This window comes from Kitasatospora sp. NPDC097691 (assembly GCF_040302665.1).
Lineage (GTDB): Bacteria > Actinomycetota > Actinomycetes > Streptomycetales > Streptomycetaceae > Kitasatospora.
In genome coordinates this window covers 99,971-123,254 of record NZ_JBEORY010000014.1, presented here as the reverse complement: position 1 = coordinate 123,254, position 23,284 = coordinate 99,971, and the positions used below count along the sequence as shown (strand labels likewise).

Below are 23,284 nucleotides of genomic sequence, written 5' to 3'. Positions count from 1 at the left end.
GCCTCGGTCCTGCCGTCGCCCGGCCCGACGACGCCGCGGTCCGTGGTGCCGCGGTTCGTGACGCCGCGGTTCGTGACGCTGCGGGCGAGGGGGCCGTGGGGAGTGCCGAGCAGCCGGGCCTGGACGAGATCGAGCACTGGTTCGCTGCCGTGGCGGACGACCGGGTGAGCCGGGACGAGGCCGATCGCTGGGCGGCGCGCTGGTTCCTCGACGACGAACTGCACTGGGACGACCTGTCCCTGTGGGCGCTGGGCCTGTTGCACGGCATCGACCTGTCGGCCGGACCCGGTGGGCCGTACCTGCACGGCGAGGCGCAGGTGCGGGACTGGCTGGCCGAGTTGAGGCGCCGTCGCGGCCGGTGAGGGGCGGCGGTGTCAGGGCCGGGGCCGGTCCGAAGCCGACCGCGCAGGCGGCGGGAACGGCAACCGGCGTGAATGTGACGTCTCCGTCGCGGAGCCTCCCCACCTTCCGGTGGTCCGTGCACTATCTTCCATGCTCGTGTCGACACGCTCCGTAATCGCACGACCCGCCCGACGGAAGGCCTGTGATGACCGCCCAACTCCCCACCACCATCGACGGGGTGATCTCCCGCATGGAGGAGATCGACGCCGAACTCGACCGCCACGACGGCGTGGCCTGCTTCAACCGCGTCTATCTGAAGGTCACCAAGCTGGTCAAGGAGCACGTCACCGCCGGGACCTTCAAGGACCCCGCCTTCCTTGAGCGGATGGACGTGATCTTCGCCGGGCACTACCTCAAGAACGTCGATGCCGCCAAGGCCGGCCGCCCGGTCGAACTGCCCTGGCAGCCTCTGTTCGAGGCGCGCGGCAACCGGGTCGTCTGGCCGATCCAGTTCGCGCTGGCCGGCATGAACGCCCACATCAACCACGACCTCGCCCTGGCCGTCGTGGAGACCTGCAAGGAGCGGAACACGGCGCCGGAAGTCCCGCCGGTCCACGAGGACTACGAGAAGGTCAACGACCTGCTCGCCAGTGTCGAGGCGGAGATCCGGGCCGAGTTCGAGCTGCAGATCGTCAAGGTCGCCACCGCGCCGGCCGAGCAGCTCAAGCACGCTGTCAGCGCCTTCAGCATGTCGTCGGCCCGCGAGGTCGCCTGGCTCAACGCCACCCAGCTCTGGAGCGCGCGGAACAACCCCGTCAAGTACCAGGTCCAGCTGACCGCCATGGCCGGGGCGGTGAACGCCACCAGCCGCCTGATCCTCGTCCCGGTCGTTCCGCCGCCGGCCGAGTAGTGGCCGGAGCCTGACCGCCCGCCCCCTGTCCGTCCGACCCGCCATCCGGCCGCCACCGAGGCGCCTGTCCGCCCGACCCGCCATCCGGCCGCCACCGAGGCGCCTGTCCGCCCGACCTGCCTGTCCGTCCGACCCGCCTGCCCGGCTTCCGGGCGGGCGGGTCTTCGTCGGAGGCGGGCGGGTCCCGAGGTGAGCCGCCGCTACCGGAACGCGGGCAGGTTGCGCGCGACCCACGCGTCGAACGGCGCGGCCGGGCGCCCCAGTACCGCCGCGACGTCGGGGCTGACCGCCAGTTCGGCCGGGAGCGGGACGCCGAGGACGTCCAGGGTGCCAGGGATGACCTGCTCGGGCATGAACCGTGCCAGGTGGGCGTGGGCCTCCTCGCGGGACAGCTCGACGAAGGCCACCTCCTCGCCCAGGGCCTCGGAGAGGGCTGCGGCCTGCCGGCGCGGGCTGATGGGCTCGGGGCCGGTCAGCTCGTAGGTGCGGCCCGCGTGCCCGTCCTCGCGCAGCGCGGCCGCCGCGACCGCCGCGATGTCCGCCGGGTCGACGACGGGCAGGGCCACGTCGCCGAACGGGGCGAAGACCGTGCGCCGGGTGCGGACCGTCTCGGCCCAGGCGAAGGCGTTGGAGGCGAACCCGCCGGGGCGCAGGACGGTGAAGTCCCGTCCGGAGCTGCGCACGGCGGCCTCGAACTCCCGTAGACGGGTGTGCGACTGCGCGTCCGGCCGGGTGGTGCTGACCTGCGAGGAGACCAGGACTATCCGTTCGACCCCGGCGTCCGCGGCGGCGTCCAGCAGGGCGTCCGGGCTCTCGCCCCGACTGTTGAGCTCGCCGCCCAGCAGTAGGAAGAGCGCACGGGCTCCTTCGAGGGCGGGCCGCAGGCTCGCGGCGTCACCGACGCTGCCCCGGGCCCATCGGGCACCGGCTGCCGGAGGGGCGGGCTGTGGCTGACGCGACACGGCCACCACCTCCTCGCCCGCCGCCGTCAGCAGCTCCACCAGCGTCCGTCCGATGTTGCCGGTGGCACCCGTCACTGTGATCATCGAGATCCCCTCACGTTGTGAGTTAGTCGACTGACTTAGAATGACCGTAGCATGCGGCCTCGGGTGGCTGTCTATAGTCAGTTGGGTGACTGACTCAGTGAATCGACGCGTCCGGGCGTCGCAGAAGCGCCGGCGGCTCGCCGCGGCCGCGGCCCGTGTCCTCCACGAGCAGGGCGTCGAGCGCACGACCCTCGCCGACATCGCGCGCGAGGCGGACGTCCCGGTCGGGAACGTCTACTACTACTTCAAGACCAAGGACGAGCTGGTCCGCGCCGCACTGTCCGAACACGGCGCGCACCTGGACGAACTCGCCGACGCGCTGGAGCAGTCGGAGGACCCGCGGGAGCGCCTCAAGGCGCTGGTCCGGGCCTGGGTCGACCAGCGTGACGTCGCCGCCCGGTTCGGCTGCCCGACCGGCACCCTGGCCGCCGAACTCGACAAGCGGGCCGACGGGGTCCTCGACGCGGAGGCGGGCGCCGTGATCCGGCGCCTGCTCGACTGGGTCGGGAGCCAGTTCCGACTGCTGGGCCTGCCCGACCCGGAGGACCTGGCGCTCACCCTGGTCGCCGGCTACCAGGGCATGTCGCTGCTGGCCAACGCCCTGCGCGACCCGGACGTGATGACCCGCGAAGGGGACCGACTGCTGCGCTGGCTCGACTCGCTGGAGGCCCCGCAGGCGAGCCGCTGAGCCGACCGCGGGCGGTCGGGCCCAAGCCGCAAGGCCGTGGCCCCCGACCGCAAACTCGTGGCCCCCGGCGGTAGGGCCGGGGGCCGGCCGTACGGCGGGCGGGCGCCTACCGGAAGTCCGCCGCGTGGTCCCGCACCCAGCGGCGGAAGTCGCGCGGCGGCCGCCCCAGCACCCGCTCCACGGTGTCGGTCACCCGCTCCGGCTCGCGGGTGAACGACTCCCAGGCCCGCAGCCGGGAGTCCACGAACGCCGCGTTCCCCCAGGCCGCCGTCAGCCGCTCGCGGGCCGCCTGCGGCGCCAGCTCCTCCCACCGCACCTCGACGCCCAGCTCCTCGCCGATGATCCGCGCCAGCGCGGCGTGCGAGAGCGACTGCGGCCCGGTGACCACGTACGCGCGGCCGTCGTGCCCGCCCTCGGTGAGCGCCCGCACCGCGACGTCCGCGATGTCCCGTTCATGCACCAGCGAACGGCGCGCCTGCCCGTACGGCCAGCGGACCACGCCCTCCCGCACCTGGTCGGCCCAGGCGAGCAGGTTGCCCGCGAAGTCGATCGCCCGCACGAAGGTCCAGCCCAGGCCCGACCGGCGGATCAGCCGCTCGATCTCCTGGTGGAAGATCGCGGCCGGCTCGTCGTCCGCGAGGTCGGCGACGTCGGCCGACAGGTAGACGACACGCTCTGCGTGCCGGGCGATCAGTTCGACGACCCGCGGGTCCACCGGCAGCCCGGGCCACATCAGGTAGACCGCCTCCACCCCGTCGGCCAGTGCGGGCTCCAGGCTCTCCGGCACGGTCAGATCGCCCCGCACGGGCTCGACTCCCGCGGGCAGCACGACCTTTTCGGGGTCCCGCACCAACGCCCTTACCTCGTGGCCGCCTTCGGCCAGCGAGGTCACAACGTGCCTGCCCACACTGCCGTTTGCACCGATCACCAGAATCTTGGTCATGCCCGCCCCCAACGCCCGCCGAGCGGGGGGTATGCCCTGGCGTCGGGAGACCCGGCGTCCGGAGTTCGGCGCTCGACATCCGGCATGCGGCGCCAAAAGCCGTGCGCGGGAAGTCGGCGAGGTCGACTTCCCGCGCAGGCCCTGCGGGTGTTCCCGGCGTGCCGGTCGGGGTACGCGACCCCGGGACCGGTGGTGCCCGGTGGTGCCCGGTGGGCTCAACCGCCCACCCGCACCACGTACTTCCCGGTCGCGCGCCCGTTCTCCATCGCGTCGTGGGCGGCCGGGACGGCGGCCAGGTCGGGCAGTTCGGTGACCGGCAGCTTCAGGCCGCCGTCGGCCATGAGGTCGACGACCCGGCGGACGGCCCGCGCCAGCCGGTCCGGTGCGGTGGCGGCCAGGAAGCGGTGGCTGAAGCCGGTGACGGTCAGGTTGCCCGCCATCAGTCGCCCGAGCGGCGGCAGGTCGGCGACGGCTCCGCCGCCCGCGTTGCCGAAGAGGACGATCCGGGCGCCGGGGGCCGCCACGGCGAGGTCGAGCTCCAGGGCCTCGGTGCCCAGCGGGTCGAGGACGAGGTCGACGCCCCGGCCGCCGGTGGCGGTCCGGATCGCCTCGGCCAGCGCCTCGTCGCGGGCGAAGGCGTGGTCGTAGCCGGAGGCGATCGCGGCGGAGGTCTTCTCCGGCCGGCCGACGGTGCCGATCAGCCGCCCGCCGCCGAGCAGCGGGACGAGTTGGGCGACGGCGTGGCCGATCCCACCGCCCGCCGAGTGCACCAGGACGGTGTCCCCGGCGTCGAAGCGGCCGGCGTCGGTCAGCAGCAGCATCGAGGTGGCCAGGCCCAGCGGTACGGCGGCGGCCTCGCGCAGTGCCACGCCGTCCGGGAGTGGCACGGTGAGCGCGGCCTCCGCGACCACCACCTCCGCGAGTCCGGCGCCGACCGGTGCGGCCACGACCCGGTCGCCCACGGCCAGGCCGGTGACCCCCTCGCCGACCTCCCGGACCGTTCCGGCCACTTCCTTGCCCGGCCGGTACGGCCACTCGGCGGCGTACGCGGCATCGCCGCGGCGGGTCATCACGTCCACGAAGTTCAGTCCGGCGTAGGCGACGTCGATCGCCACCCGGCCCGGCCCGGGGCGCGGTGCCTCGACCTCCTGGATCTGCGAGTTCTCGCCTCCGCCGGGTGCGGTCATCACCAGTGCGCGCATGTCGGTCCCCCTCCGATACGATGTTCGACGAACTACGAAATTGGCGCGGGACAGTGGTACCACGCCATTTCCATGGATGTCGAACATCGCAGATCAGGGAGGTCTGACCGTGCCCCGCAGCACCCGCCGGCGACCGGCGCTCGCCCACCCCGCGACCGAGGAGATCGACCTCTTCGACGTCCTGCACGCCCTCTCCGACCCGACCCGGATGACCATCGTCCGGGTTCTGCGTGCCGAACCCGAACGGGCCTGCGGCACCTTCCCGGTGGACGTCGCGCCCTCCACTCTCAGCCACCACTTCAAGGTGCTGCGCGAATCCGGCCTGATCAGCCAGCGGGAGGAGGCCAACCGGCGCTTCTCCGCACTGCGCACGGTCGACCTGGAGCAGCGCTTCCCCGGCCTCCTCGACACCGTCCTCGCCGCCCACGGGCGGACCGGGGGCGGGCCCGGGTGCCGTGACGGCGAGGACGGGGGCCGTGGCGGCGGCCCCGGGATGCGCGGCGGGGAGGCCGGGTAGCCGGCTCAACGGCGTTGCCGGGCCGCCCGGTTCTGCTGCGCGTCGGCCCGATCGACGTCCCGGCCGGCGGGGTGGTCCGGCCGGTAGGGGTTCGGATCAGGCCCGGATCACCGGGAGGGCGGCGGGGTGGTCGGGAACAGGCTGGCCAGCGGGTTGACGAACTCCCTGGACTCCAGGCAGGAGGGGCCCGGGGACTGCATCAGCCCGGCCTCCAGCTCGCGGAAGCTGTTGGCCGGATCGGTCTTGGCCAGTGGCAGGTAGATGAAGATCTCCGTGTTCCTCGGGAGTTGGCGCGGGTGGACGGTCAGCACCATCGGGGCGTTCCCGGGCCGCGATTCGATGTCCCACCCGGCGTTGAGGTCCACGTGCGCCGGCTGCTTCGGCCGCTTGGTCCTGCAGCCGGGCTCGCCCGCGTAGACCCGGGCGCGGATCCCGAACCGGTCCAGGTCGTGCTGCAACTGGACCGTGTCCACCGGCTTGTTCTGCTCCAGGATGCTGAGCCGGACGACGTCCTCGGCGCTCTCCAGGGTGTACGCGACCGTGCTGGCGTTGCCCAGGGACCGGCCGGTGTCGTCGTTCGTGCCCCCCGGGTCGTCGGTCGCGAAGGTGAGGAGGGCCCCGGCCACCGCGGCCGCCAGCCCCAGCGGGAGGGCCGCCCGCAGGAACGGGGTGCGCCGGCGGGAGGCGCGCCGGGGGACGGCGGTGTCGGTGATGCTGTCCATCAGGTGGTCCTTCATCAGGAGGAAGCGGCCCTGGTCGAGTTCCGGGGCAGCCGCGGCCGGCAGCAGCCGGGCCATCTCCTCCCGATCGGCCCGGTCGGACCGGTCCCGGGGGGTGGCGCTCATCGGATCGTCTCCTCGGTCGGCCGGACCGCGGACGTGCGGTCACCTGGTACCTGTCCGGTGCTGCCCGGGCGTTGCGCCGCGCGCGCCGAACGCGTCGCGGCCGCCGAAGCAAGCTCCCGCGCCGTCAGCTCGCGCAGCCGGGTCCGGGCGCGCGACAGCCGGGAACGGATCGTCCCCACCGGCCTGCCCAGCGCCGCCGCGACCGCCGCGTGATCCAGCCCCTCCCACACGCAGAGCGCGAAGACCTCCCGCTCGGCCGGCCGGAGCTGCTCCAACGCGGCCTTCGCGGCGGCCAGCTCCTCGGCGTCGGCGATCCGCCCCGCCAACTCGCCGGAGAAGTCCGGCACGACCTCGCGCGGCGGAAGCTTCGCCATCGCCTTCTGGTGTCGGCGCGCCGTCCGGCGGGTGTTGCGGATGACGTTGCCCGCGATCCCCAGGAGCCACGGCGCCAGACCGTCGCCCTCGGGCGCGACCCGCTCGCGCAGCCGCCAGGCCTCCAGGAAGGTCAGTGAGACCACGTCCTCGGCGACGGTCCGGTCCCCGGTCATCCGTACCGCGTGCCGGTACACCGTCCGGGCATGGTCCTCGAAGACCTGCCCGAACGCCGCGGCGTCCCCGGCGCGGATCCGCGCCCGTATCGATTGCTCCACACCCGGTCCTGTCCGGCGGACCCCGCGCGCTGCGGTGATCCACGTCACATCGGGGCGCGCCCGTGGCGGCTCCGGTTCCCACTCGGGCGGGCCGCGCGGGTCCTGCCTCAGACCGTGCGGGGGAGTGCCGTCGTCGCTGTCGCCGCTGTCGCCGCTGTCGCCGTCGCCGTTGCCGTCGTCCGGTGGCGGCGGTGGTACGACACGGCCACCGCGGCCAGCAGCGGCGCCCAGACGACGGTCGGCAGGTAGAGGAAGCCGACCAGGAAGTGGCCCAGCCGGGTCATGTCCGTGCCCGGCATGGCCCACCACCCGGCGAAGGGCGTCCACAGCACGGCCAGCCCGGCGGCGCCGAGCAGGGCCGCGCGGACCACCGCGCGGGGATCGACCGGGCGTCCGCCGACGAACGGGACCCAACGCGGCGGCACCGTGCCCCAGGGGCGGACCAGTCCGAGGGTGAGCAGCGCCAGTGCCTCGGTGAACAGGCTCAGGAAGACCGGCCACGCCGCGCCCCACCCGGTGAACCCCATCGCCCGGTAACCCGCGTCGGTGTACCCGCCGTGCCAGCCCGCGACCAGCCCGAGCCGCCACAGCCCGGACGGCAGCGCGGTGACGGCCGCGACGTGCGCGGCCCGCACGGCCCACCGGGGCGGGGCCGGCACGGCGGCGAGGGCACGCGCGGCGGCGGAGGTGGGCTGGGCGGCGGCGAAGGGCCGGGTGTCGGAGGCGGGCTCGGGCGTCGTCATGCCCCCACCCTCGCGCCGGACCCCGGCCCGCCGCGTCCACCCGGCGACGGGCTTCGCCGGTGCTCCTCCCCCGGGCGGGGGAGGGCGCCCCGCTCGTGTTGCCGGAGGCACACCCCACCCGTGGTGCCGTGTGACGGCGGCGCGTTCAGCGCAGACGCGAGGAGGACAGGATCGACGCCAGGTGCGCGACCACCATGCCCCAGGTGATCACCGTGATCCCCGCGAGCGTCGCCCGCGTCGCGTCCAGGTTGCCGAGCCCGGAGTCCACCACGGCCGCCGCCAGCAGTACCAGCGAGGCCTCGATGCCGTTGGTCACCCGGTGGATCTTGAACACCGAGGCGAGCCGGCGGGCCGTCGCGATGCCCTGCGAACGCGGCTGCGTCGACTCCTCGTCCGCCGGCGGCCGGCCGCTGCGGGCGCGGGCCACGTCCACCAGGTCCGTCGAGGCCTTGAGCAGCACCACGCCCAGCGCGGCCGCCAGGCCCGCCGACACCCACAGCTCCGAGCCGCCGCGCGCCGCCCGGACACCCGCGCCGATCATCAGCGCGGCGTCCGCCAGATAGGCGCCGAGCCGGTCCACGTACACCCCGGCCATGCTGAACTGGCGCTTCCAGCGCGCCACCTCGCCGTCCACGCAGTCGAAGAGCAGGAACAGCTGGAACAGCACGGCCGCCAGCACCGCGCCGGTCAGGCCCGGGATCAGCAGGGCCGCGCCGCCGCCGACCCCCCACACCACCATCACCCAGGTCAGGGTGTTCGGCGAGACCGAGGTGCGGACCAGCTGTCGGGTGGTCCGCAACGAGACCGCCCGCATGTACAGCCGACCCGCCCAGTGCTCACCGTTGCGGCTCTGCAGCTTGGCCTGCGGCTGGCACACCTCGCGCAGCTCGGCGAGTGCCGGAGCAGCCACCATGACGACATCCCTCCACCTGTCCCGTGACGATCACCACAGGCTACGGCCTCCCGGTAGCGCCCCGACCAGCCGGTACGGCACCTGCGGGCCGGCCGGCACGACCTCCGCGGACCGGCCGTGCCGCCGGTGCGGCCGGGCGAAAACCGGTGGGCCCCGGACGGGCCCCGGGCTAGGCTTCGCGGGTTCGCCGGAACCGGAAGCCCCGGGCCCGACCACCCTTTCCCCGCAAGCCCGTTGACGCCATCCGGCCCGGCCGAATCCGACCCGCTTCGGAGCCGTCGGGCCGGTTCAGAAGCGGCGCGGGGACGGTCCCGGAGCGGGCCCGCAGCAGAACGAGGAGTACAGACCCATGGTGACCACGGGCGGCCCGTCGCACAGCCCCGACCTGGCCCGACTGCTGGACGACCACCGACCGCAGGGCCCCGCGGAGGCCGCCGACCACCAGCGCGCCCGCACCCTCCTCGGCGCCACCGACCCCTGGGACCGCGGCACCTTCCCCCTCCACTTCACCGCCTCCGCGCTGATCGTCCACCCGCCGACCCGTCGCGTCCTGCTGCGCTGGCACGTCCGCCAGCAGGCCTGGCTGCAGGTCGGCGGCCACGGCGACCCGGGGGAGACCCGGCCGCTGGACATCGCCCTGCGCGAGGGCCGGGAGGAGACCGGCCTCGCCGACCTCACCCCGTGGCCCGACGCCGCCCTGGCACACCTCGTCGTCGTCCCCGTCCCGGCCTCGGCCGTCGAACCCGCCCACGAGCACGCCGACCTGCGGTTCCTCCTGGCGACCGAGACCCCGGACCGGGCCCGGCCGGAGAACCCGGCCTCCCCGCTGGAATGGCTCACCGTCGAGGAGGCCAGGCAGCGGACCACCGAGGACAACCTCCGCGAGACCCTCGACCGCGTCGCCCGCCTGCTCCCGTCGGCCTGAAGCCCCCGGGTCCGCCCGGCGACCTTCCGCCCGCCCGGCGCCTCTTGCTTGCCCGGGTGCCTTCCGCCCGCCCGGAGACCTTCCGCCGCCCGCTCCCGTACGCCCTGACGACCTTCGCCCTGGAGACCACCGGATGCACACCGACCAGATCCTCATCTTCGACGCCGACGACACCCTCTGGGAGAACAACGTCCTCTTCGAGCGGGTCATCGACGGCTTCCTGGACTGGGTCGCCACCCCGGCCGAGCGGGACGGCACCCGCTCCCTCCTGGACGGCATCGAAGCCGCCAACTCGGCGACCCTCGGCTACGGCGCCGCCGTCTTCCGGCAGAGCCTCGCCGACTGCCTGCAGCAGCTGAGCGGCCGTACCCCCTCCGCCGAGGAGCTCGCCCGGATCGACGAACTCCTCACCCCGCTGAACAACCGGCAGGTCGAACTGATCCCCGGCGTCGCCGACACCCTCACCGCCCTCGCCGACCGCCACCACCTGCTGCTGCTCACCAAGGGCGACCAGGACGAGCAGCAGGGCAAGGTGACGGCCTCCACCATCGACCACCACTTCCGCGGCGTCCACATCGTGGCCGAGAAGTCGGTCGACACCTACCGGCGACTGACCGCGGACCTCGACCTCGACCCGGACCGGACCTGGATGATCGGCAACTCGCCCAAGTCCGACATCGCCCCCGCCCGACGGGCCGGCCTGCGCACCGTCTACATCCCGCACGAGCACACCTGGGTGCTGGAGCACGAGGAACTCGGCCCGGACGAGGCGACGCTGCAGCTCGGGGCCTTCCCCGAACTGCTGCGCCACTTCTGAGCACCTCCGGTCCCGTCCGGGTACTTCCGAGTACCTCCGAGTCCGTTCGGTACTTCCGGGGTCAGATGGGGAGCGCCGCCACCGGGGCCTGCGCCCCGTCCCGGTACAACCAGGCCCGCTCGGCCGCCGACCACGCGCTCGTGGTCAGCAGGTAGAGCGCGGCGGCCACCGGCACCAGCAGCGCGAACAGCACCGATCCGAACGACAGGTACGGCAGCAGCCCCGCCCCCGGCTGAGGGGTGGGCTGCGCCGCGGCCGTCGCCGCCGCACGCCGGGCCCGGCGGAAGTTGACGACCCCGACCGCCGCCAGGCCCGCGTACAGCAGCCCGAACACCGCCACCTGCCCGACGCCCTGCGCACCGCCGACGTGCAGGCCCAGCGGCACGCCGAACAGGGTGTGGTCGAGCAGGTCGTTCGGGGTGGTGAACAGCCGGTACATCACCGAGAAGAACGGGATCTGCACCAGCACCGGCAGACACCCGGCGAACGGCGACACCTGCTCCTTCCGGTACATCTCGGCCAGCGCCTCCTGCAGCTTCTCGGGGCGCTTCTCGTGCTTCTTCCTCAGCGCGGCGACCTTCGGCGCCAGCCGCGTCCTGGCCTTCTCCCCACGCGCCGCCGCCCGTGCCAACGGGTGCAGCGCGAGCCGGACGGCAACGGTGAACAGCACGATCGCCAGTGCGGTCGGCAGGACGTGGGCGATGGCGGCGACGACGGCGTGCGCGGCGGCGACGGCCGGGTCGAGAACGGCGAGTACGGACATGGTGAAGCGAGCCCTCCGGGGTCTCGGAACATGAGTGGTCGGCGGAGGACGGCCGCGAGGACGAACGGAACTACAAGGGCTTACGCGGCCGCCAGGGCCGCCCCCGGCGCCCTGGGGCGTCGCCTGCCCCGGGCATCCGGATCACGCTGCGGAAGGAACGCCGTACGGAACGCCCGACGCCGCAGCACCCCGCTGCGCACCGCCGCCGGCGCCCGCGCCCCCAGGAGCCGAGCCCCGGCCAACGCCCCGGTAACCGCCCCGGCCACCAACACCACGGCAGCAACGGCGGCAACGGACGCCAGTGACCCGCTCTCGCTCACCAGGTTCCCGGTCAGCACCCGGAGCAGCCCGAGCAACATCGCGACAACAGCCACGGCCCTCTGCCTCCTCGGTGTCTCGCCGGCTCCCGGACGTACAGCACGACGATCCTACGGCCCACCGGGTTCCCGCCGCATGGGGATGTTCGTCACGGCGCATCCGCGGCGTACACCCACACGCGTGTGCCGCCGTCCGCCTCCGTCGCCAGCCAGACGGTGGCCGCGAGCCGCTTGCTGTGCCCGGGCAGCGGTTCGGAGAGGAACCCGCCCGTGCGCAGCGGCCCGGCCGTCTTCGGATCGCTCGCCCCTGCCCTTTGGAACCCCTCCAGCGGCCACCCGCCGAGGGACGTGCCGGAGTCCGGCTCCACGGCGACCCCCAGCCCGCTCAGGAAGCCCTGTTCCGCACCCGGCGGCAGCCGGAACGCGAGGAACGCCAGGTCGTCCTGGAAGCCCTTGAGGTACGACCACCGAACGTCGCTCGCCGAGGCAGGCGGCCGTACCCGAGAGAACTCCACGACGTACTCCGACGGGACCGTCATCCACGACCCGGGCCGACCGCTGTTGTCCGCCGGATGTTCCACCTGGTCCCGGACCCAGTACAGCCCTCCCACGGCGGCACCCACCAGCGCCAGCGGTACCACCAGCGCCAGGAGCAGTACCCATCGTCGCTGCTTGCGGGTCATGGCGTAGGACTCCCGGGGGCCGTGGGTTCGTCGAGTCGAATCGTGATCGGCTTGGTCCTGCCGACGATGTCGAACTCCTTGGCGAGTCCCGTCTGGTGCAGGGTCGCCATGTCGTGGTCCGTCACGTTGGTGCCGGCGATCGGTGTGCTCTTGCCTTCGTCCCAGTTGTAGCGGTCCCAGACATTGACCTGGTACTGCAGGGATACCTGGGGCTTGCCGTCCGGCCCCGGGACGGCTGTCACCACTCCCGACGTGAGGTAAGGATGACTTCCGATTGCGTAGTACCAGTTCTCGTCCGTGAACGTATGTTGACCAACCGGACTCTCGACGGGGATCGAGACCGGCACACCTCCCGACTTCTCGAACGCTTCCACTGCGGCCTGACGCCACTTGTCCTTGTTGGCAGCCAGTTGGGTGTCTGCCTTCGCCCGGAAGCCGGCGTCGCTACGAAGCATGGGTTCGACATCCAAATTGAGGGGCGTTCCGTCGCCGTCCAGGTAGTGCGCCAGGTTGCGGGCGGCATCCGGGTTGCCGGCGAGCGCACCGCCACCGACCATGCTTGCGGCCTCAACTCGCATCATCTGATCGGCAAGACCCGGCTCCCGGACACCCCACGGCCCGGCGCCCTTGTCAGGAGACGACCATTCGTAGTCGGTCGGCCCCAGGATGCCGGCCTTGATCAGCTTGTCCGAGTCCGCCGTGAGCAATCCGGCCCGTACGGCGGGGTCGAGCGCGGCCCACCAGTCCTTCAGGGCCTTGGGGTCGGTCGGCATGCCCGTGGCTGCTTCCAGATCGCTCGCGGCGTTCCGCACCGCGTCCGGATGCTTCGCCGGGTCGACGTCCTCCGGGTTGAGCGAGCGCAGGGCGGTGGCTGCGGCGTTGTCGGCGTCGGTGGCCGCCGCCAGGGCTGCGGTCATGATCTGGACGTGCTGCTGCACTTCGTCCCACTTGCGCTTCTGGTAGGCGATCGCCTCGGGGTCGTTGCGTTCCTCCGGGGGCAGGTCGGGGAGGGTGACGGTGCCGTTCTCGGCGACGGTGGCGCCGAGGGCCTCGACGTCGCCGATGGCCCGGACCAGTTTCTGCTGGGCTTCGGTGAAGGCCTTCCGGGCGCGGTGCAGGGCGGCGGAGATGGCCAGCGCCTCGTAGTGGAAGGCCTGCAGTTCGTCGGCGAGGAGCCCGATCTCCCGGACGGCCTCGTCGGCGGCGGCGCCGGTCCAGGGCCGGGACCCGCTGCCCGGTGCGGCAAAGGGACCGCCGCCGCCCGTCAGCGGCTGGAGGACGCCGGACCGCACCTGACCGGCGACGTGTTCCATGTGGCCGGAGACGCCGTTCCAGGTGTCGCCCGCGTGGTCGAGCGGGTCGAGGGAGGCGTGCCGGAGCAGGGCGAAAGTCACCATGGTTCACGGCCCCTTGAAGGTGGCGGCGGCGGAGTCGTCGGTCGCGTGGTAGCTGCGGGCGGTGGCGTCCAGGCGGTCGGCGGTGAGGCCTAGGCGGTTGTCGAGGCTGGTCCAGCGCGCTTTCCACCAGGTGAGCGCCTGTGACAGCGCCGGTCCGGCGGCCCATCCGCCGGCCAGCGCCTGGACGGCTGCGGCGGTGTCGGGTTCGGCGCGGGTGACGGAGGACTGCAACTCGCCCCGGAGCCGTCTGGATTCACCGGCGGCCTGGCCGAGCACGGCCGGTTGCACCAGCACGGGGGCGCCGCCGGCGCCGGCCCACGGACCGGTCGTCCGGGGCGGGGTGAGCGGGTCACCTGCCGGTGGACCGTCCTGGCCGTAGAGCCACGGGTTCCCGTCCTTCTCGCTGGTGTCGGCCATGAACGCGAGCCCCTCCGTAACGAACGATTATCGAACGATCAGTGGTCGAACCTAGCGGACGGGGCACGGCGAGGAGGGGCTTTCGCAGGGACGTGCGAGGTGTAGCCATCGGTGCTACGCGGGGCTACCGTGGGAGGCATGAAGACGATTACCCAGCGGGAGTTCCGGAACAACTCCGCCGCGGTGATGGACGCGGTGGAGGCGGGGGAGACCTTCCACATCACCAGGAACGGGGTCGAGGTGGCGGAGTTGCGGCCGGTGTCCGGGCGACGGCGGCTCACGGCGGAGGAGCTGGTGGCGCGGCACGTGAAGCTGCCGCGGGTGGACTACCAGCAGATGCGCAAGGAGGCCGAGGAGTACTTCGGTCCCGAGGAGCTGGTGGGGGACGAGGGCGACGACCCGTTCGAGCGGCGGCGTGGCTGAGCGCCGCAGGGCGCCCCGGCGGCGGCCCGCCGGGGTGCTGGACACCTGTGTCTACATCGACCTGGCGCTGCTCAACCCGGCGGACCTGCCGGCCGTGCCGGAGCTGACCGCGATCACGTTCGCGGAGCTGCAGCAGGGCGTGTCGATGGCCCGGGACCCGGCGAGCCGGGCGGCCCGGCTGGAGGTGCTGGGCGCGGCGATGGCCGACTTCGACCCGCTGCCCTTCGACGCGGCCGCCGCCGCCCGCTACGGGACGCTGGTGACCCTGACCATCGCCGCCGGTCGGCAGCCGCGGCCGCGTCGGATAGACCTGATGATCGCCGCCGTGGCCTCCGCCCACGGGCTGCCGCTGTACACCCGCAACGTGGCTGACTTCCGGGGGCTGGGGTCGGCGGTGGAGGTCATCGGGTTGTGAGGGCGGCCGTTCCGTCCCGTTCGACCCGGTCGGCGAGGGCGGCGGCGAACCGCAGGGCCGCGCGCCGGCTGCGGCTGCGCAGCAGGATGACGTTGTTCTCGCCGCCCCTGCCCCGGTCGGGGCCCACGGCGGCGCCGACGGCCCAGCGCGGGCGGTCGGCGAGCCGGAGGGCCAGCCAGCGGAGGCCGGCGTTCAGGCCGACGAGGACGACGTAGAGGGCGAACAGGAACACCCCTTCGACACCACCGCTGCTCAGGTCGGTGGCCGGGACGGGGTCGTAGCCGTCCAGCGGCTTGCGGGTGGCGCGGAAGCGGCCGAGCCACACGACGGCGATCCGTACGGGTTCGTCGTCGGGGCCGGTGACGTCGAGGTAGCCGATCGACCCGGCCCGCTTGCCCTGCGCCCAGGCCTTCCGTTCGGCGGCGATGGACGCGGTCCGCTGGTGTTCCCGGCTCTCGGTCTCGATGACCTTCTGGCGCTTCGCGAACTCCTCGGTCCAGGCCTTCTCACGCTTCTTCTGCTCGGCGGACCACGTCCGTTCGCGTTCGCGACGCTCGTCGGTGCTGATCTGCCGCCCCCGCTGACTGTTCATCCGTTCATCCTAGGAGGCGGGTCGGCGGGAGCGGCAGCCTCCGGCGGGCGGCAAAGTCGACGGGCGGCGGGGTTGACGGGCGACAACGGATTCCGGCGGGCCGGCGGATTCCGGGGGCGGAGTCGACGGGTGGCGACGGATTCCGGCGAAGTGCCCGTCAGTCCAGGCGGACCGCTGTCCCGGTCGCGGCGGAGGTGCGGGCGGCCTCCAGGACGGTGAGGGTGGCCACCGCGTCGCGCGGGTCGACCGGGGGCGGGGTGCCCGGGTCGGCCAGGGCGGCGGCGATGCCCGCGTAGTAGGCGGGGTAGTCGCCGGGGTCGGTCGGGAGGGAGATCGCGGACTCGTCCGTGCCGAGGGTGCCGTAGCGCCCGGGTTCGTCGGCACCCCAGGGGCGCGTGCCGTCGGGGCGCAGGCCCGCCCGCAGGTCGGCCTCCTGCGGGTCCATGCCGGGCTTGACGTACCCGGCGGCGTCGCCGAGCACCCGCAGCCTGGGGCCGATCAGCGGGGTGATGGCGCTGGTCCACAGGTGCGAGCGGGTGCCGGAGGCGTGGGTGAGGGCGAGGAAGGCGTCGTCGTCCACGACCGCGCCGTCGCGCCGCACGTCGATCTCCGCGTACACCGTCTCGACCGGCCCGAACAGGGTGAGCGCCTGGTCGACCAGGTGGCTGCCCAGGTCGTACAGGGTGCCGCCGACCTCGGACGGGTCGGCGAGCTCACGCCAGCCCGGCTTGGGCTTGGGGCGGAAGCGCTCGAAGCGGGACTCGAAGCGGTGCACCCGGCCGAGCGCGCCGCCGCGCACCAGGCGGCAGGCGGTGAGGAAGTCGCCGTCCCAGCGCCGGTTCTGGAAGACGGAGAGCAGGACGCCCCGCTCGTCGGCGAGCCGGCACAGCTCCTGCGCCTCCGCGGCGGTGCCGGCCAGCGGCTTGTCCACCACGGTGGCCAGGCCGGCCCGTAGGGCGGCACGGGCGAGCGGGGCGTGGGTGCGGTTGGGGGAGGCGATGACGACCAGGTCGAGCGCGTCCGGCTCGGCGAGCAGCTGCTCGGGGGTGTCCACGGCGCGGGCGCCCGGGTGTTCGCGCGCCAGCTGCTCGCGGCGCTCGGGGTTGGCGGTGACCACGGCGTCCAGCCGCAGCCCCGGCGTGGTGGCGATCAGCGGCGCGTGGAAGGCGGAGCCGGCCAGGCCGTAGCCGATCAGGCCGACGCGCAGCGGCCGTTCGGGCAGGGAGCGTGAGGTCTGCGGGTTCATGCGGCCCACTCAATCACGAGCGGCCCGGTTGCTCCCGGTTTGGTGCACGGCGTCGGGGAGCGCCGACGGCTCCTGGGCCGGGGCGCCGTCGGGGGCTTCGTCGGCGGCGTCGTCGGGGAGGACCGCCGGCTCGTGGTCGGGGCAGTCGACGCGCAACTGGCCGTCGCCGAAGGGGGCGTCGACGAAGTCGCAGTGGTGCGGGGCGCGCGGGTCATCGGGGTGGGCGTCGGGCCGGTAGAAGCGGCAGGTGACGCAGGTGCGGGAGACCGGGACGGCGCCGTGGCGCTGGAGCGCGCGGATCATCGTGGTGGTGCCGCGGAGCATCGCGGCCACGGTGTCCCGGTCGAGGGCGGCGAGCGCCTCGCCGAGTGGCGGCGGGACGACGGCGAGGCGTTCGGCTTCGGCGCGCCCGGCGTCGGTGAGGGTCAGGGTGACGGCGCGCGAGTCGGCCCGGTCGCGTTGACGGTCCACCAGTTCCTTGCCGACGAGGGCGCGGACGGCGTCGCTGACGGTGGGCGCGGTGGAGGCGAGCGCGGTGACGATCTCGCCCTGGCGGCGGGGTCGCCGGTCGCCGGCCAGGAACAGCAGGATGTCGGCCTGGAGCGGGGTGAGCCTGACCGGGCCGGCGTTGTGCCAGGTGCTGAGACGGACGGCCTGGCCGAGCCGGGTGAGCCCGATCAGCAGTTGCTCGCTGGGGGAGAGTCCGGGCAGTGGATCCGCCATGGTGTCCGGTCCTCTCCTCTGGTCGGCCTTCCGCCGGGCGGCCCGGCCTTCGGGTCTGTTCGGCCTTCGGGTCCGTACGGCCTTCAGGTCTGCTCGGCCTTCGCGCCCGTGCGGCCTTCAGGTCTGCCCGGCCTTCGCGCCCCTGCGGCCTCGGGTCCGAGCGGCCGTCAGGTCTGCTCGGCGTTCGGCTCGGGGTGGTCGGCAATGTGCGCCCTTGCATTCTAGGCAGTGCCAACTATATTTGGCTCTGCCAACAACCACTTGGCACTGCCAACGAAAGTCAATCGCAGCGAACGGAGAGCACAGCCATGCCCCGACTCGGCACGATCGACCCCACGACCGCCGAACCCGCCGCCAAGGCCCTCCTCGACAAGGTCGAGCGGGCCCTCGGCGTGACGCCCAACATGATGCGCGCCATGGCTTCCTCGCCCGCCGTCCTGGAGGCCTACCTGGCCTTCAGCGGCGCCCTGGCCAAGGGGCGCCTCGGCGCCGGACTGCGGGAGCAGATCGCCCTGGTCACCGCCGTCGAGAACGCCTGCGACTACTGCTACGCCGCCCACCACGTCCTGGGCGCCCGCGCGGGCGTCAGCCCGGCCGACCTCGCCGCCGGCGGCCACGCCGGGGCCGCCGACCCGAAGGAGGCCGCGGCCCTGCGGTTCGCCCGGACCGTCCTGCGCAGCAAGGGCTTCGTCTCCGACGAGGACCTCGCCGAGGTGCGAGCGGCCGGCTACGGGGACGGCGAGATCGGCGAGATCATCGGCGCGGTCGCGCTGAACTCCTTCACCAACTGGTTCAACTCGGTCGGTCGGACCGAGATCGACTTCCCGGTCGTCCCGCTGCCCGAGCCCGCCCCGGCCCGCGCCTAGGCCGCCGGCCCGGGACCGGGGCTCGGCCGGGGTCCCGGCTTGGGACCCCGGGAGACCGGTTCCGGGCCCGGGCGCTCGGCGAGATCCCCGGCGCACCCTCCCGACCGCGGCGGGAGGGTGCGCCGGTGCGCCGCAGTGGCGCTCCGCGCCCCGCCCCACCTGCCCGTGATCCGCCCGCCGGCCGGGGCCTTCGCGCCGCCGACCCGTGCTCGGCAGCAGGGGCGGCAAGCCCGGTGCTCTGCCCGTCCCGGCTTCGACGGCGGTGGGGACGGCCCGGCAGATCGGCACTTCAGGGCGCGCTGACGGACGGCTACGCTGGGCGGTGTCAGGGCAGCCAGTGGCGCCCGGCCGGCCGAAGGTGTCCGGTCCGGAGCGGTGTACGAGATCGACCAGACCGTTGCAAGACCGAGGAGACACCTACGTGGCAGAGCGCAAGCCCATCGAGTCGTGGCTGACCGACATGGACGGGGTCCTCATCCACGAGGGCACGCCGATCCCCGGGGCGGAGGAGTTCCTGCGCCGACTGCGGGAGTCCGGCAAGCCCTTCCTGGTCCTCACCAACAACTCGATCTACACCCCGCGCGACCTCAGCGCCCGGCTGGCCGGGATGGGCCTGGAGGTCCCGGAGGAGTGCATCTGGACCTCCGCCCTGGCCACTGCGAAGTTCCTCAAGAGCCAGCGCCCGAACGGCACCGCCTACGTGATCGGCGAGGCCGGGCTCACCACCGCGCTGTACCAGGCCGGCTACGTGCTGACCGACAACAACCCCGACTACGTGGTCCTCGGCGAGACCCGCACCTACTCCTTCGAGGCGCTCACCAAGGCGATCCGCCTGATCAACCAGGGCGCCCGGTTCATCTGCACCAACCCGGACGAGACCGGTCCCTCGCCCGAGGGCGTGCTGCCGGCCACCGGCTCGGTCGCGGCGCTGATCACCAAGGCGACCGGCGTCGAGCCGTACTTCGTCGGCAAGCCCAACCCGCTGATGATGCGCGAGGCGCTGAACACCGCCGGCGCCCACTCCGAGACCGCCGTGATGATCGGCGACCGGATGGACACCGACATCGTCGCGGGCATGGAGGCCGGCATGGAGACGATCCTGGTGCTCACCGGCCTGACCTCCGCCGCCGACGTGGAGCGCTTCCCGTACCGGCCGACCCGCGTGGTCAAGTCGATCGCGGACCTGGTCGAGCTGGTCTAGCCTCTGCGGTGCTGTCGTGGGCCCCGTTCCGGCCGTTCGCCGGGGCGGGGCCCGCTTCGTACGGTTCGGCTTGCGGGGAGGCGAGGCGCGGATGAGCACGACGGGGGAGTCACCGGGGCCGGAGCTGCGGGAGCGCGAGCTTCGGGAACCCGAGTTGCGGGAGCCGGAGCTTCGGCAGCCGGAGCGGCGGGAGCGTGAGCTTCGACAGCCCGAGCTGCCAGGGACGGAACCGCGGGAACCGGAGCCGGCGGACTCGGAGCCGGCGGACCCGGAGGAGAAGCGGGTCACCTGGGCGGAGCTCTACTTCGACCTGGTCTTCGTCTTCGCGATCACCCAGGTCTCCGGCCTGCTGCACCACCACCACGACGCGGTCGGCCTGGTCCGGGCGCTGGTGGTCTTCGTCCCGGTGTACTGGTGCTGGGTGGGCACCACCGTGCAGGCCAACATCCGGGACGTGGACAACCTGCGGGACCGCCTGGGCATCCTGCTGGTCGGCCTGACGGGCCTGTTCATGGCGCTCGCGATCCCGGGCGCGTACGGCGGGCGGGGCGTGCTGCTCGGCGCCGCGTACTGGCTGGCCCGGCTGGTGCTGCTGCTCCTGCTGGCCCGTGTCCCGGGCGTCTGGCGCGGCCCGTACGGCGTGGGCGTGCTGGTCAGCGGGCCGCTGCTGGTGACGGGCGGACTGCTGCCGGACGGGCCGCGGCTGGCGCTGTGGACGGCGGCCGCGCTCTGTGACCTGGCCGCGCCGCTGGTGTTCCGGCGGCGGCTCGCGAAGGTCGCCTACCACCCGGCGCACATGCCGGAGCGGTTCGCGCTGTTCCTGCTGGTGGCGCTCGGCGAGTCGATCGTCGGGATCGGCGGCACGGCGGCCTCCGCCCGGTTGGACGCGGCCGAACTCGCCGCCGTGGCGGTCGCGTTCACCATCTCGGCGGGCCTGTGGTGGCAGTACTTCGTGTACGCGGCCGACGCCATGCGGCACGCCGTGGTGATCGCCGACTCGCGCCGGGACGTGGTCCGGCGGATCTTCCAGTACGGGCACCTGGCGCTGGTCGCCGGGGTGATCGGGGTGGCGGTCGGCTTCGGGGAGACGGTCGCGGACCCGTGGCAGGCGCTCGGCCCGGGGTCGGTGACGCTGCTGTACGGCGGCTGCGGGCTGTACCTGCTGACCTTCGGGTACACGCGGTGGATGATGTTCCGCCAGGTCGCGACGACCCGGATCGGCGCGGCCGTGGTGGTGCTGGCGCTACTGCCCGCCATGGTGCGGCTGCCGGCGCTGGTGGTGCTGGCGACACTGGCGGTGCTGATGGTGGTGCTCAACGTGCTGGAGCACTTCCGGGTGGAGCGCTCTGCGCGCTCCGCTGTTGGGAATCCGGCGGCCGCAGGGGAGGGCGCTCCTGCAGCCGGCCCGGCGGAGGCCGACGCTCGGGTGCCTGGGCCTGGGCCTGGGCCAGGGCCTGGGCCTGTCCCTGTGCCCGCTGCGGCCCCGGATCCTGCTTCTGTCCCCGTGCCTGCCTCCACGCCTGTCCCTGGCCCCGCGCCCGCTCCTGCGGAGTGAGTTGTCGGTGGGCCTGTGTAGCGTTCGGGGTGAAAGAGGGCGTGCGGCGCAGCAGCCGCGGTGTGGGAGGTAGATGTCGTGACGGACACGGTCGAGGCGGGCGTGGTCGAGGCCGGCGAGGGCGGCGGGCTGGAGCTGCCCGAGTCCTGGCGCGGGGTGCTGGGCACCGAGACGGAGAAGCCGTACTTCGCCGAGCTGGCGGCCTTCGTGGCGGCCCAGCGCGCGGAGCACGAGGTGTTCCCGCCGAGCGGCCAGGAGTTCGCCGCGCTGGAGGCCACTCCGTACGACAAGGTCCGGGTGCTGGTGCTCGGCCAGGACCCGTACCACGACAACGGTCAGGCCCACGGCATGAGCTTCTCGGTGCTGCCCGGCACCAAGACGCCGCCTTCGCTGCGCAACATCTTCAAGGAACTGGACGCCGACCTGGGCATCCCGGCTCCGGACAACGGCTACCTGATGCACTGGGCCGAGCAGGGCGTGCTGCTGCTCAACGCGGTGCTCACGGTCCGTGCGCACGAGGCGAACTCGCACAAGGCCAAGGGCTGGGAGAAGTTCACCGACGCGGTGATCAAGGCGGTGAGCGAGCGCGAGGAGCCGGTGGTCTTCGTGCTGTGGGGCAACTACGCGAAGAAGAAGCTGCCGCTGATCGACACCGAGAAGCACGTGGTGGTGCAGGGCGCGCACCCGTCGCCGCTGTCCGCCAAGCTGTTCTTCGGCAGCCGTCCGTTCTCGCAGATCAATGCCGCGCTGGACGGTTTCGGCGGTGAGCCGATCGACTGGCAGGTGCCCGACCTGAAGCAGGCCTGAGCCTCGGGCCGGGGTCCGTCGGGGGCGGATCCCGGGGCCGGGTGGCCGTGGTCGGGCGGGTTCGATCTCCCGTTCGCCCACGGCCACTTGGCGTTCACGGCCGGCGACGGTCGGCCGGTGCCGGGTGTGCTTAGCTGGTGCCGATCGGTCGCCGGACCGGTCCTGGGAGGGGCGGTACGTGCACGGGCTGGGGCGGGCGAGGACGTTTCGGTGGGTGGGGGCCTCCCGGTGCGCGGTGGGGGCGGCGTTGGCCGGGGTGCTGGTCGCCGTGTCCGGCTGCACCGGCTCGGGTGGCGGCGCAGGCAGCGGGGCAGCCTCGTCGAGCGGCGCGGCCACCTCCCGTTCCGCCGCCGCGGGCGCGGCCGCCGGGTCCGGTGGTCTCGCCCAGCTGCCCGGGCAGACCTTCTTCGTCTCCGACCAGACCAACGCGGCCCGGCAGATGACGGCGCTGCGCGGCCAGGGCCGGGCGGCGGAGGCGGACATGCTGCTGCGCATCGCCTCCCAGCCCTCGTCGCAATGGCTCGGTGAGCAGGGTGCCAAGGAGATCGCCGAGCAGGTGAGCCGCCGGGCCGCCGAGGCGGGCCGGACGGCGGTCTTCGTCGCGTACGACATCCCGCACCGCGACTGCGGCCAGTACTCGGCCGGTGGTGCCCCGGACGCCGCCGCCTACCGGACCTGGATCGCCGACGTGGCCCAGGCCCTCGGTGACCGCAAGGCCTGGGTGGTGCTGGAGCCGGACGCGGTCGCGCACACCCTGGACACCTGCGGTATCAAGGGCGACCTGGCCGCCGAGCGGTACGGTCTGCTGTCCTTCGCCGTCCAGGAGTTGAAGAAGAGTCCGAACGTCCGGGTCTACCTGGACGCGGGCAACCCCGGCTGGGCGCAGGACCCGGACGAGCTGGCCACCGCGCTGCGCAAGGCGGGTATCGCCGCCGCGGACGGCTTCGCCGTGAACGTCGCCAACTTCTACGACACCGAGCGGAACGCGGCCTACGGCGCCCGGCTCTCCGCCGCGCTGGGCGGGAAGCACTTCGTCATCGACACCAGTCGCAGCGGCAACGGTGCGCTGGGCGGTGACTCCTGGTGCAACCCTCCCGGGCGCGCCCTGGGTGAGCGGCCGACCGCCGAGACCGGCCGGCCCGGGGTGGACGCCTACCTGTGGATCAAGAACCCGGGCGAGTCGGACGGGGCTTGCGGACGCGGCGAGCCCCGGGCGGGCGAGTTCTGGCTGCCGTACGCGCTCGGGCTCGCGCAGGCGGCGCGCTGAGGCTGCCCACGCCCGCGCGCGAGCCCGCGCGTCTGCCCGGCTCGCGCGTCTGCCCGGTCCGGCCGGCCGAC

Annotated in this window: 28 protein-coding genes; 13 read left to right on the top strand and 15 right to left on the bottom strand. The window is 73.6% G+C overall.

Features of this window, described 5'->3' with window-relative positions; all coding sequences use genetic code 11:
• The first annotated feature begins 95 nt into the window (after positions 1–95).
• Both ABTY56_RS13170 and ABTY56_RS13165 read left to right on the top strand, forming a co-directional pair.
• Positions 96–362: a YxzC family protein gene (locus ABTY56_RS13170; protein WP_350628829.1), complete on the top strand. Its 267-nt coding sequence runs from the start codon at positions 96–98 to the stop codon at positions 360–362.
• 185 nt (positions 363–547) lie between these two features.
• Positions 548–1,252: a DUF5995 family protein gene (locus tag ABTY56_RS13165; protein ID WP_350628828.1), complete on the top strand. Its 705-nt coding sequence runs from the start codon at positions 548–550 to the stop codon at positions 1,250–1,252.
• Between the two features lie 200 nt (positions 1,253–1,452).
• On the opposite strand, the gene ABTY56_RS13160 is transcribed toward ABTY56_RS13165, so the two are convergent.
• The gene (locus tag ABTY56_RS13160; RefSeq protein ID WP_350628826.1) at positions 1,453–2,298 is read right to left on the bottom strand and encodes an SDR family oxidoreductase; all 846 of its coding nucleotides are present in this window, start codon (positions 2,296–2,298) and stop codon (positions 1,453–1,455) included.
• Between the two features lie 85 nt (positions 2,299–2,383).
• Here ABTY56_RS13160 and ABTY56_RS13155 point away from each other — a divergent pair, with 85 nt between their 5' ends.
• Entirely contained in the window at positions 2,384–2,986 is a 603-nt protein-coding gene (locus ABTY56_RS13155; protein ID WP_350628824.1) for a TetR/AcrR family transcriptional regulator, read from the top strand.
• Positions 2,987–3,092: 106 nt separating this feature from the next.
• On the opposite strand, the gene ABTY56_RS13150 is transcribed toward ABTY56_RS13155, so the two are convergent.
• Entirely contained in the window at positions 3,093–3,929 is an 837-nt protein-coding gene (locus ABTY56_RS13150) for an NAD(P)H-binding protein (RefSeq protein ID WP_350628822.1), read from the bottom strand.
• A gap of 215 nt (positions 3,930–4,144) precedes the next feature.
• Positions 4,145–5,131: a quinone oxidoreductase family protein gene (locus tag ABTY56_RS13145; protein ID WP_350628820.1), complete on the bottom strand. Its 987-nt coding sequence runs from the start codon at positions 5,129–5,131 to the stop codon at positions 4,145–4,147.
• Between the two features lie 109 nt (positions 5,132–5,240).
• On the opposite strand from ABTY56_RS13145, the gene ABTY56_RS13140 reads away from it, so the two are divergent.
• Complete coding sequence (locus ABTY56_RS13140) at positions 5,241–5,648, top strand: ArsR/SmtB family transcription factor (RefSeq protein ID WP_350628818.1); 408 nt, start codon at positions 5,241–5,243, stop codon at positions 5,646–5,648.
• 107 nt (positions 5,649–5,755) lie between these two features.
• Here the strand turns inward: ABTY56_RS13140 and ABTY56_RS13135 are convergent, their stop codons facing one another.
• The 4 genes from ABTY56_RS13135 to ABTY56_RS13120 form a co-directional block, all read right to left on the bottom strand.
• On the bottom strand, positions 5,756–6,493 hold the full coding sequence (locus ABTY56_RS13135) for a hypothetical protein (protein ID WP_350628816.1): 738 nt from the start codon (positions 6,491–6,493) through the stop codon (positions 5,756–5,758).
• Positions 6,490–7,143 carry an RNA polymerase sigma factor gene (locus ABTY56_RS13130; protein ID WP_350628814.1) on the bottom strand — a complete coding sequence of 218 codons (654 nt, stop codon included), beginning with the start codon at positions 7,141–7,143 and terminating at the stop codon, positions 6,490–6,492. The genes ABTY56_RS13135 and ABTY56_RS13130 overlap by 4 nt, the downstream gene beginning before the upstream one ends.
• Positions 7,144–7,250: 107 nt before the next feature.
• Positions 7,251–7,886: a hypothetical protein gene (locus ABTY56_RS13125; protein ID WP_350628813.1), complete on the bottom strand. Its 636-nt coding sequence runs from the start codon at positions 7,884–7,886 to the stop codon at positions 7,251–7,253.
• 145 nt (positions 7,887–8,031) lie between these two features.
• Positions 8,032–8,799, bottom strand: coding sequence for a CDP-alcohol phosphatidyltransferase family protein (locus ABTY56_RS13120; RefSeq protein WP_350628811.1), 768 nt, complete (start codon positions 8,797–8,799; stop codon positions 8,032–8,034).
• A gap of 349 nt (positions 8,800–9,148) precedes the next feature.
• On the opposite strand from ABTY56_RS13120, the gene ABTY56_RS13115 reads away from it, so the two are divergent.
• A complete protein-coding gene (locus tag ABTY56_RS13115; RefSeq protein ID WP_350628809.1) occupies positions 9,149–9,724 on the top strand; it encodes an NUDIX hydrolase in 576 nt (191 codons plus the stop codon).
• 133 nt (positions 9,725–9,857) lie between these two features.
• Positions 9,858–10,541: an HAD family hydrolase gene (locus ABTY56_RS13110; RefSeq protein WP_350628807.1), complete on the top strand. Its 684-nt coding sequence runs from the start codon at positions 9,858–9,860 to the stop codon at positions 10,539–10,541.
• Positions 10,542–10,602: 61 nt separating this feature from the next.
• Here ABTY56_RS13110 and ABTY56_RS13105 read toward each other — a convergent pair whose 3' ends face one another.
• The 5 genes from ABTY56_RS13105 to ABTY56_RS13085 form a co-directional block, all read right to left on the bottom strand.
• Complete coding sequence (locus ABTY56_RS13105; RefSeq protein WP_350628805.1) at positions 10,603–11,304, bottom strand: YidC/Oxa1 family membrane protein insertase; 702 nt, start codon at positions 11,302–11,304, stop codon at positions 10,603–10,605.
• A gap of 80 nt (positions 11,305–11,384) precedes the next feature.
• Positions 11,385–11,663, bottom strand: coding sequence for a DUF6412 domain-containing protein (locus tag ABTY56_RS13100; RefSeq protein WP_350628888.1), 279 nt, complete (start codon positions 11,661–11,663; stop codon positions 11,385–11,387).
• A 107-nt stretch (positions 11,664–11,770) separates the two neighbouring features.
• On the bottom strand, positions 11,771–12,304 hold the full coding sequence (locus ABTY56_RS13095) for a hypothetical protein (RefSeq protein ID WP_350628803.1): 534 nt from the start codon (positions 12,302–12,304) through the stop codon (positions 11,771–11,773).
• Entirely contained in the window at positions 12,301–13,617 is a 1,317-nt protein-coding gene (locus ABTY56_RS13090) for a hypothetical protein (RefSeq protein WP_350628801.1), read from the bottom strand. The genes ABTY56_RS13095 and ABTY56_RS13090 overlap by 4 nt, the downstream gene beginning before the upstream one ends.
• An 87-nt stretch (positions 13,618–13,704) precedes the next feature.
• Positions 13,705–14,118: a WXG100 family type VII secretion target gene (locus tag ABTY56_RS13085; protein WP_350628800.1), complete on the bottom strand. Its 414-nt coding sequence runs from the start codon at positions 14,116–14,118 to the stop codon at positions 13,705–13,707.
• Positions 14,119–14,256: 138 nt separating this feature from the next.
• Here ABTY56_RS13085 and ABTY56_RS13080 point away from each other — a divergent pair, with 138 nt between their 5' ends.
• Both ABTY56_RS13080 and ABTY56_RS13075 read left to right on the top strand, forming a co-directional pair.
• On the top strand, positions 14,257–14,541 hold the full coding sequence (locus tag ABTY56_RS13080) for a type II toxin-antitoxin system Phd/YefM family antitoxin (RefSeq protein WP_063349249.1): 285 nt from the start codon (positions 14,257–14,259) through the stop codon (positions 14,539–14,541).
• The gene (locus ABTY56_RS13075) at positions 14,534–14,956 is read left to right on the top strand and encodes a type II toxin-antitoxin system VapC family toxin (RefSeq protein ID WP_350628798.1); all 423 of its coding nucleotides are present in this window, start codon (positions 14,534–14,536) and stop codon (positions 14,954–14,956) included. Before ABTY56_RS13080 ends, ABTY56_RS13075 begins: the two co-directional genes overlap by 8 nt.
• Here the strand turns inward: ABTY56_RS13075 and ABTY56_RS13070 are convergent.
• The 3 genes from ABTY56_RS13070 to ABTY56_RS13060 all read right to left on the bottom strand — a co-directional run bounded on the left by ABTY56_RS13070 (position 14,943) and on the right by ABTY56_RS13060 (position 17,517).
• The gene (locus ABTY56_RS13070) at positions 14,943–15,548 is read right to left on the bottom strand and encodes a hypothetical protein (protein WP_350628796.1); all 606 of its coding nucleotides are present in this window, start codon (positions 15,546–15,548) and stop codon (positions 14,943–14,945) included. The two genes, ABTY56_RS13075 and ABTY56_RS13070, sit on opposite strands and share 14 nt — an antisense overlap.
• Before the next feature lie 157 nt (positions 15,549–15,705).
• Positions 15,706–16,794 (bottom strand): Gfo/Idh/MocA family oxidoreductase, encoded by a 1,089-nt coding sequence (locus ABTY56_RS13065; protein WP_350628794.1) that lies wholly within the window; start codon positions 16,792–16,794, stop codon positions 15,706–15,708.
• 9 nt (positions 16,795–16,803) lie between these two features.
• Complete coding sequence (locus ABTY56_RS13060; protein ID WP_350628792.1) at positions 16,804–17,517, bottom strand: MarR family winged helix-turn-helix transcriptional regulator; 714 nt, start codon at positions 17,515–17,517, stop codon at positions 16,804–16,806.
• A 308-nt stretch (positions 17,518–17,825) separates the two neighbouring features.
• Here ABTY56_RS13060 and ABTY56_RS13055 point away from each other — a divergent pair, with 308 nt between their 5' ends.
• From ABTY56_RS13055 to ABTY56_RS13035, 5 genes are all read left to right on the top strand, one after another.
• Positions 17,826–18,383: a carboxymuconolactone decarboxylase family protein gene (locus ABTY56_RS13055; protein ID WP_350628790.1), complete on the top strand. Its 558-nt coding sequence runs from the start codon at positions 17,826–17,828 to the stop codon at positions 18,381–18,383.
• A 421-nt stretch (positions 18,384–18,804) separates the two neighbouring features.
• Positions 18,805–19,584 (top strand): HAD-IIA family hydrolase, encoded by a 780-nt coding sequence (locus ABTY56_RS13050; RefSeq protein WP_350628788.1) that lies wholly within the window; start codon positions 18,805–18,807, stop codon positions 19,582–19,584.
• A 91-nt stretch (positions 19,585–19,675) separates the two neighbouring features.
• A complete protein-coding gene (locus ABTY56_RS13045) occupies positions 19,676–21,139 on the top strand; it encodes a low temperature requirement protein A (protein WP_350628786.1) in 1,464 nt (487 codons plus the stop codon).
• A gap of 78 nt (positions 21,140–21,217) precedes the next feature.
• Complete coding sequence (locus ABTY56_RS13040) at positions 21,218–21,946, top strand: uracil-DNA glycosylase (protein WP_350628784.1); 729 nt, start codon at positions 21,218–21,220, stop codon at positions 21,944–21,946.
• Positions 21,947–22,160: 214 nt separating this feature from the next.
• A complete protein-coding gene (locus ABTY56_RS13035) occupies positions 22,161–23,213 on the top strand; it encodes a glycoside hydrolase family 6 protein (protein WP_350628782.1) in 1,053 nt (350 codons plus the stop codon).
• Positions 23,214–23,284 lie beyond the last annotated feature (71 nt).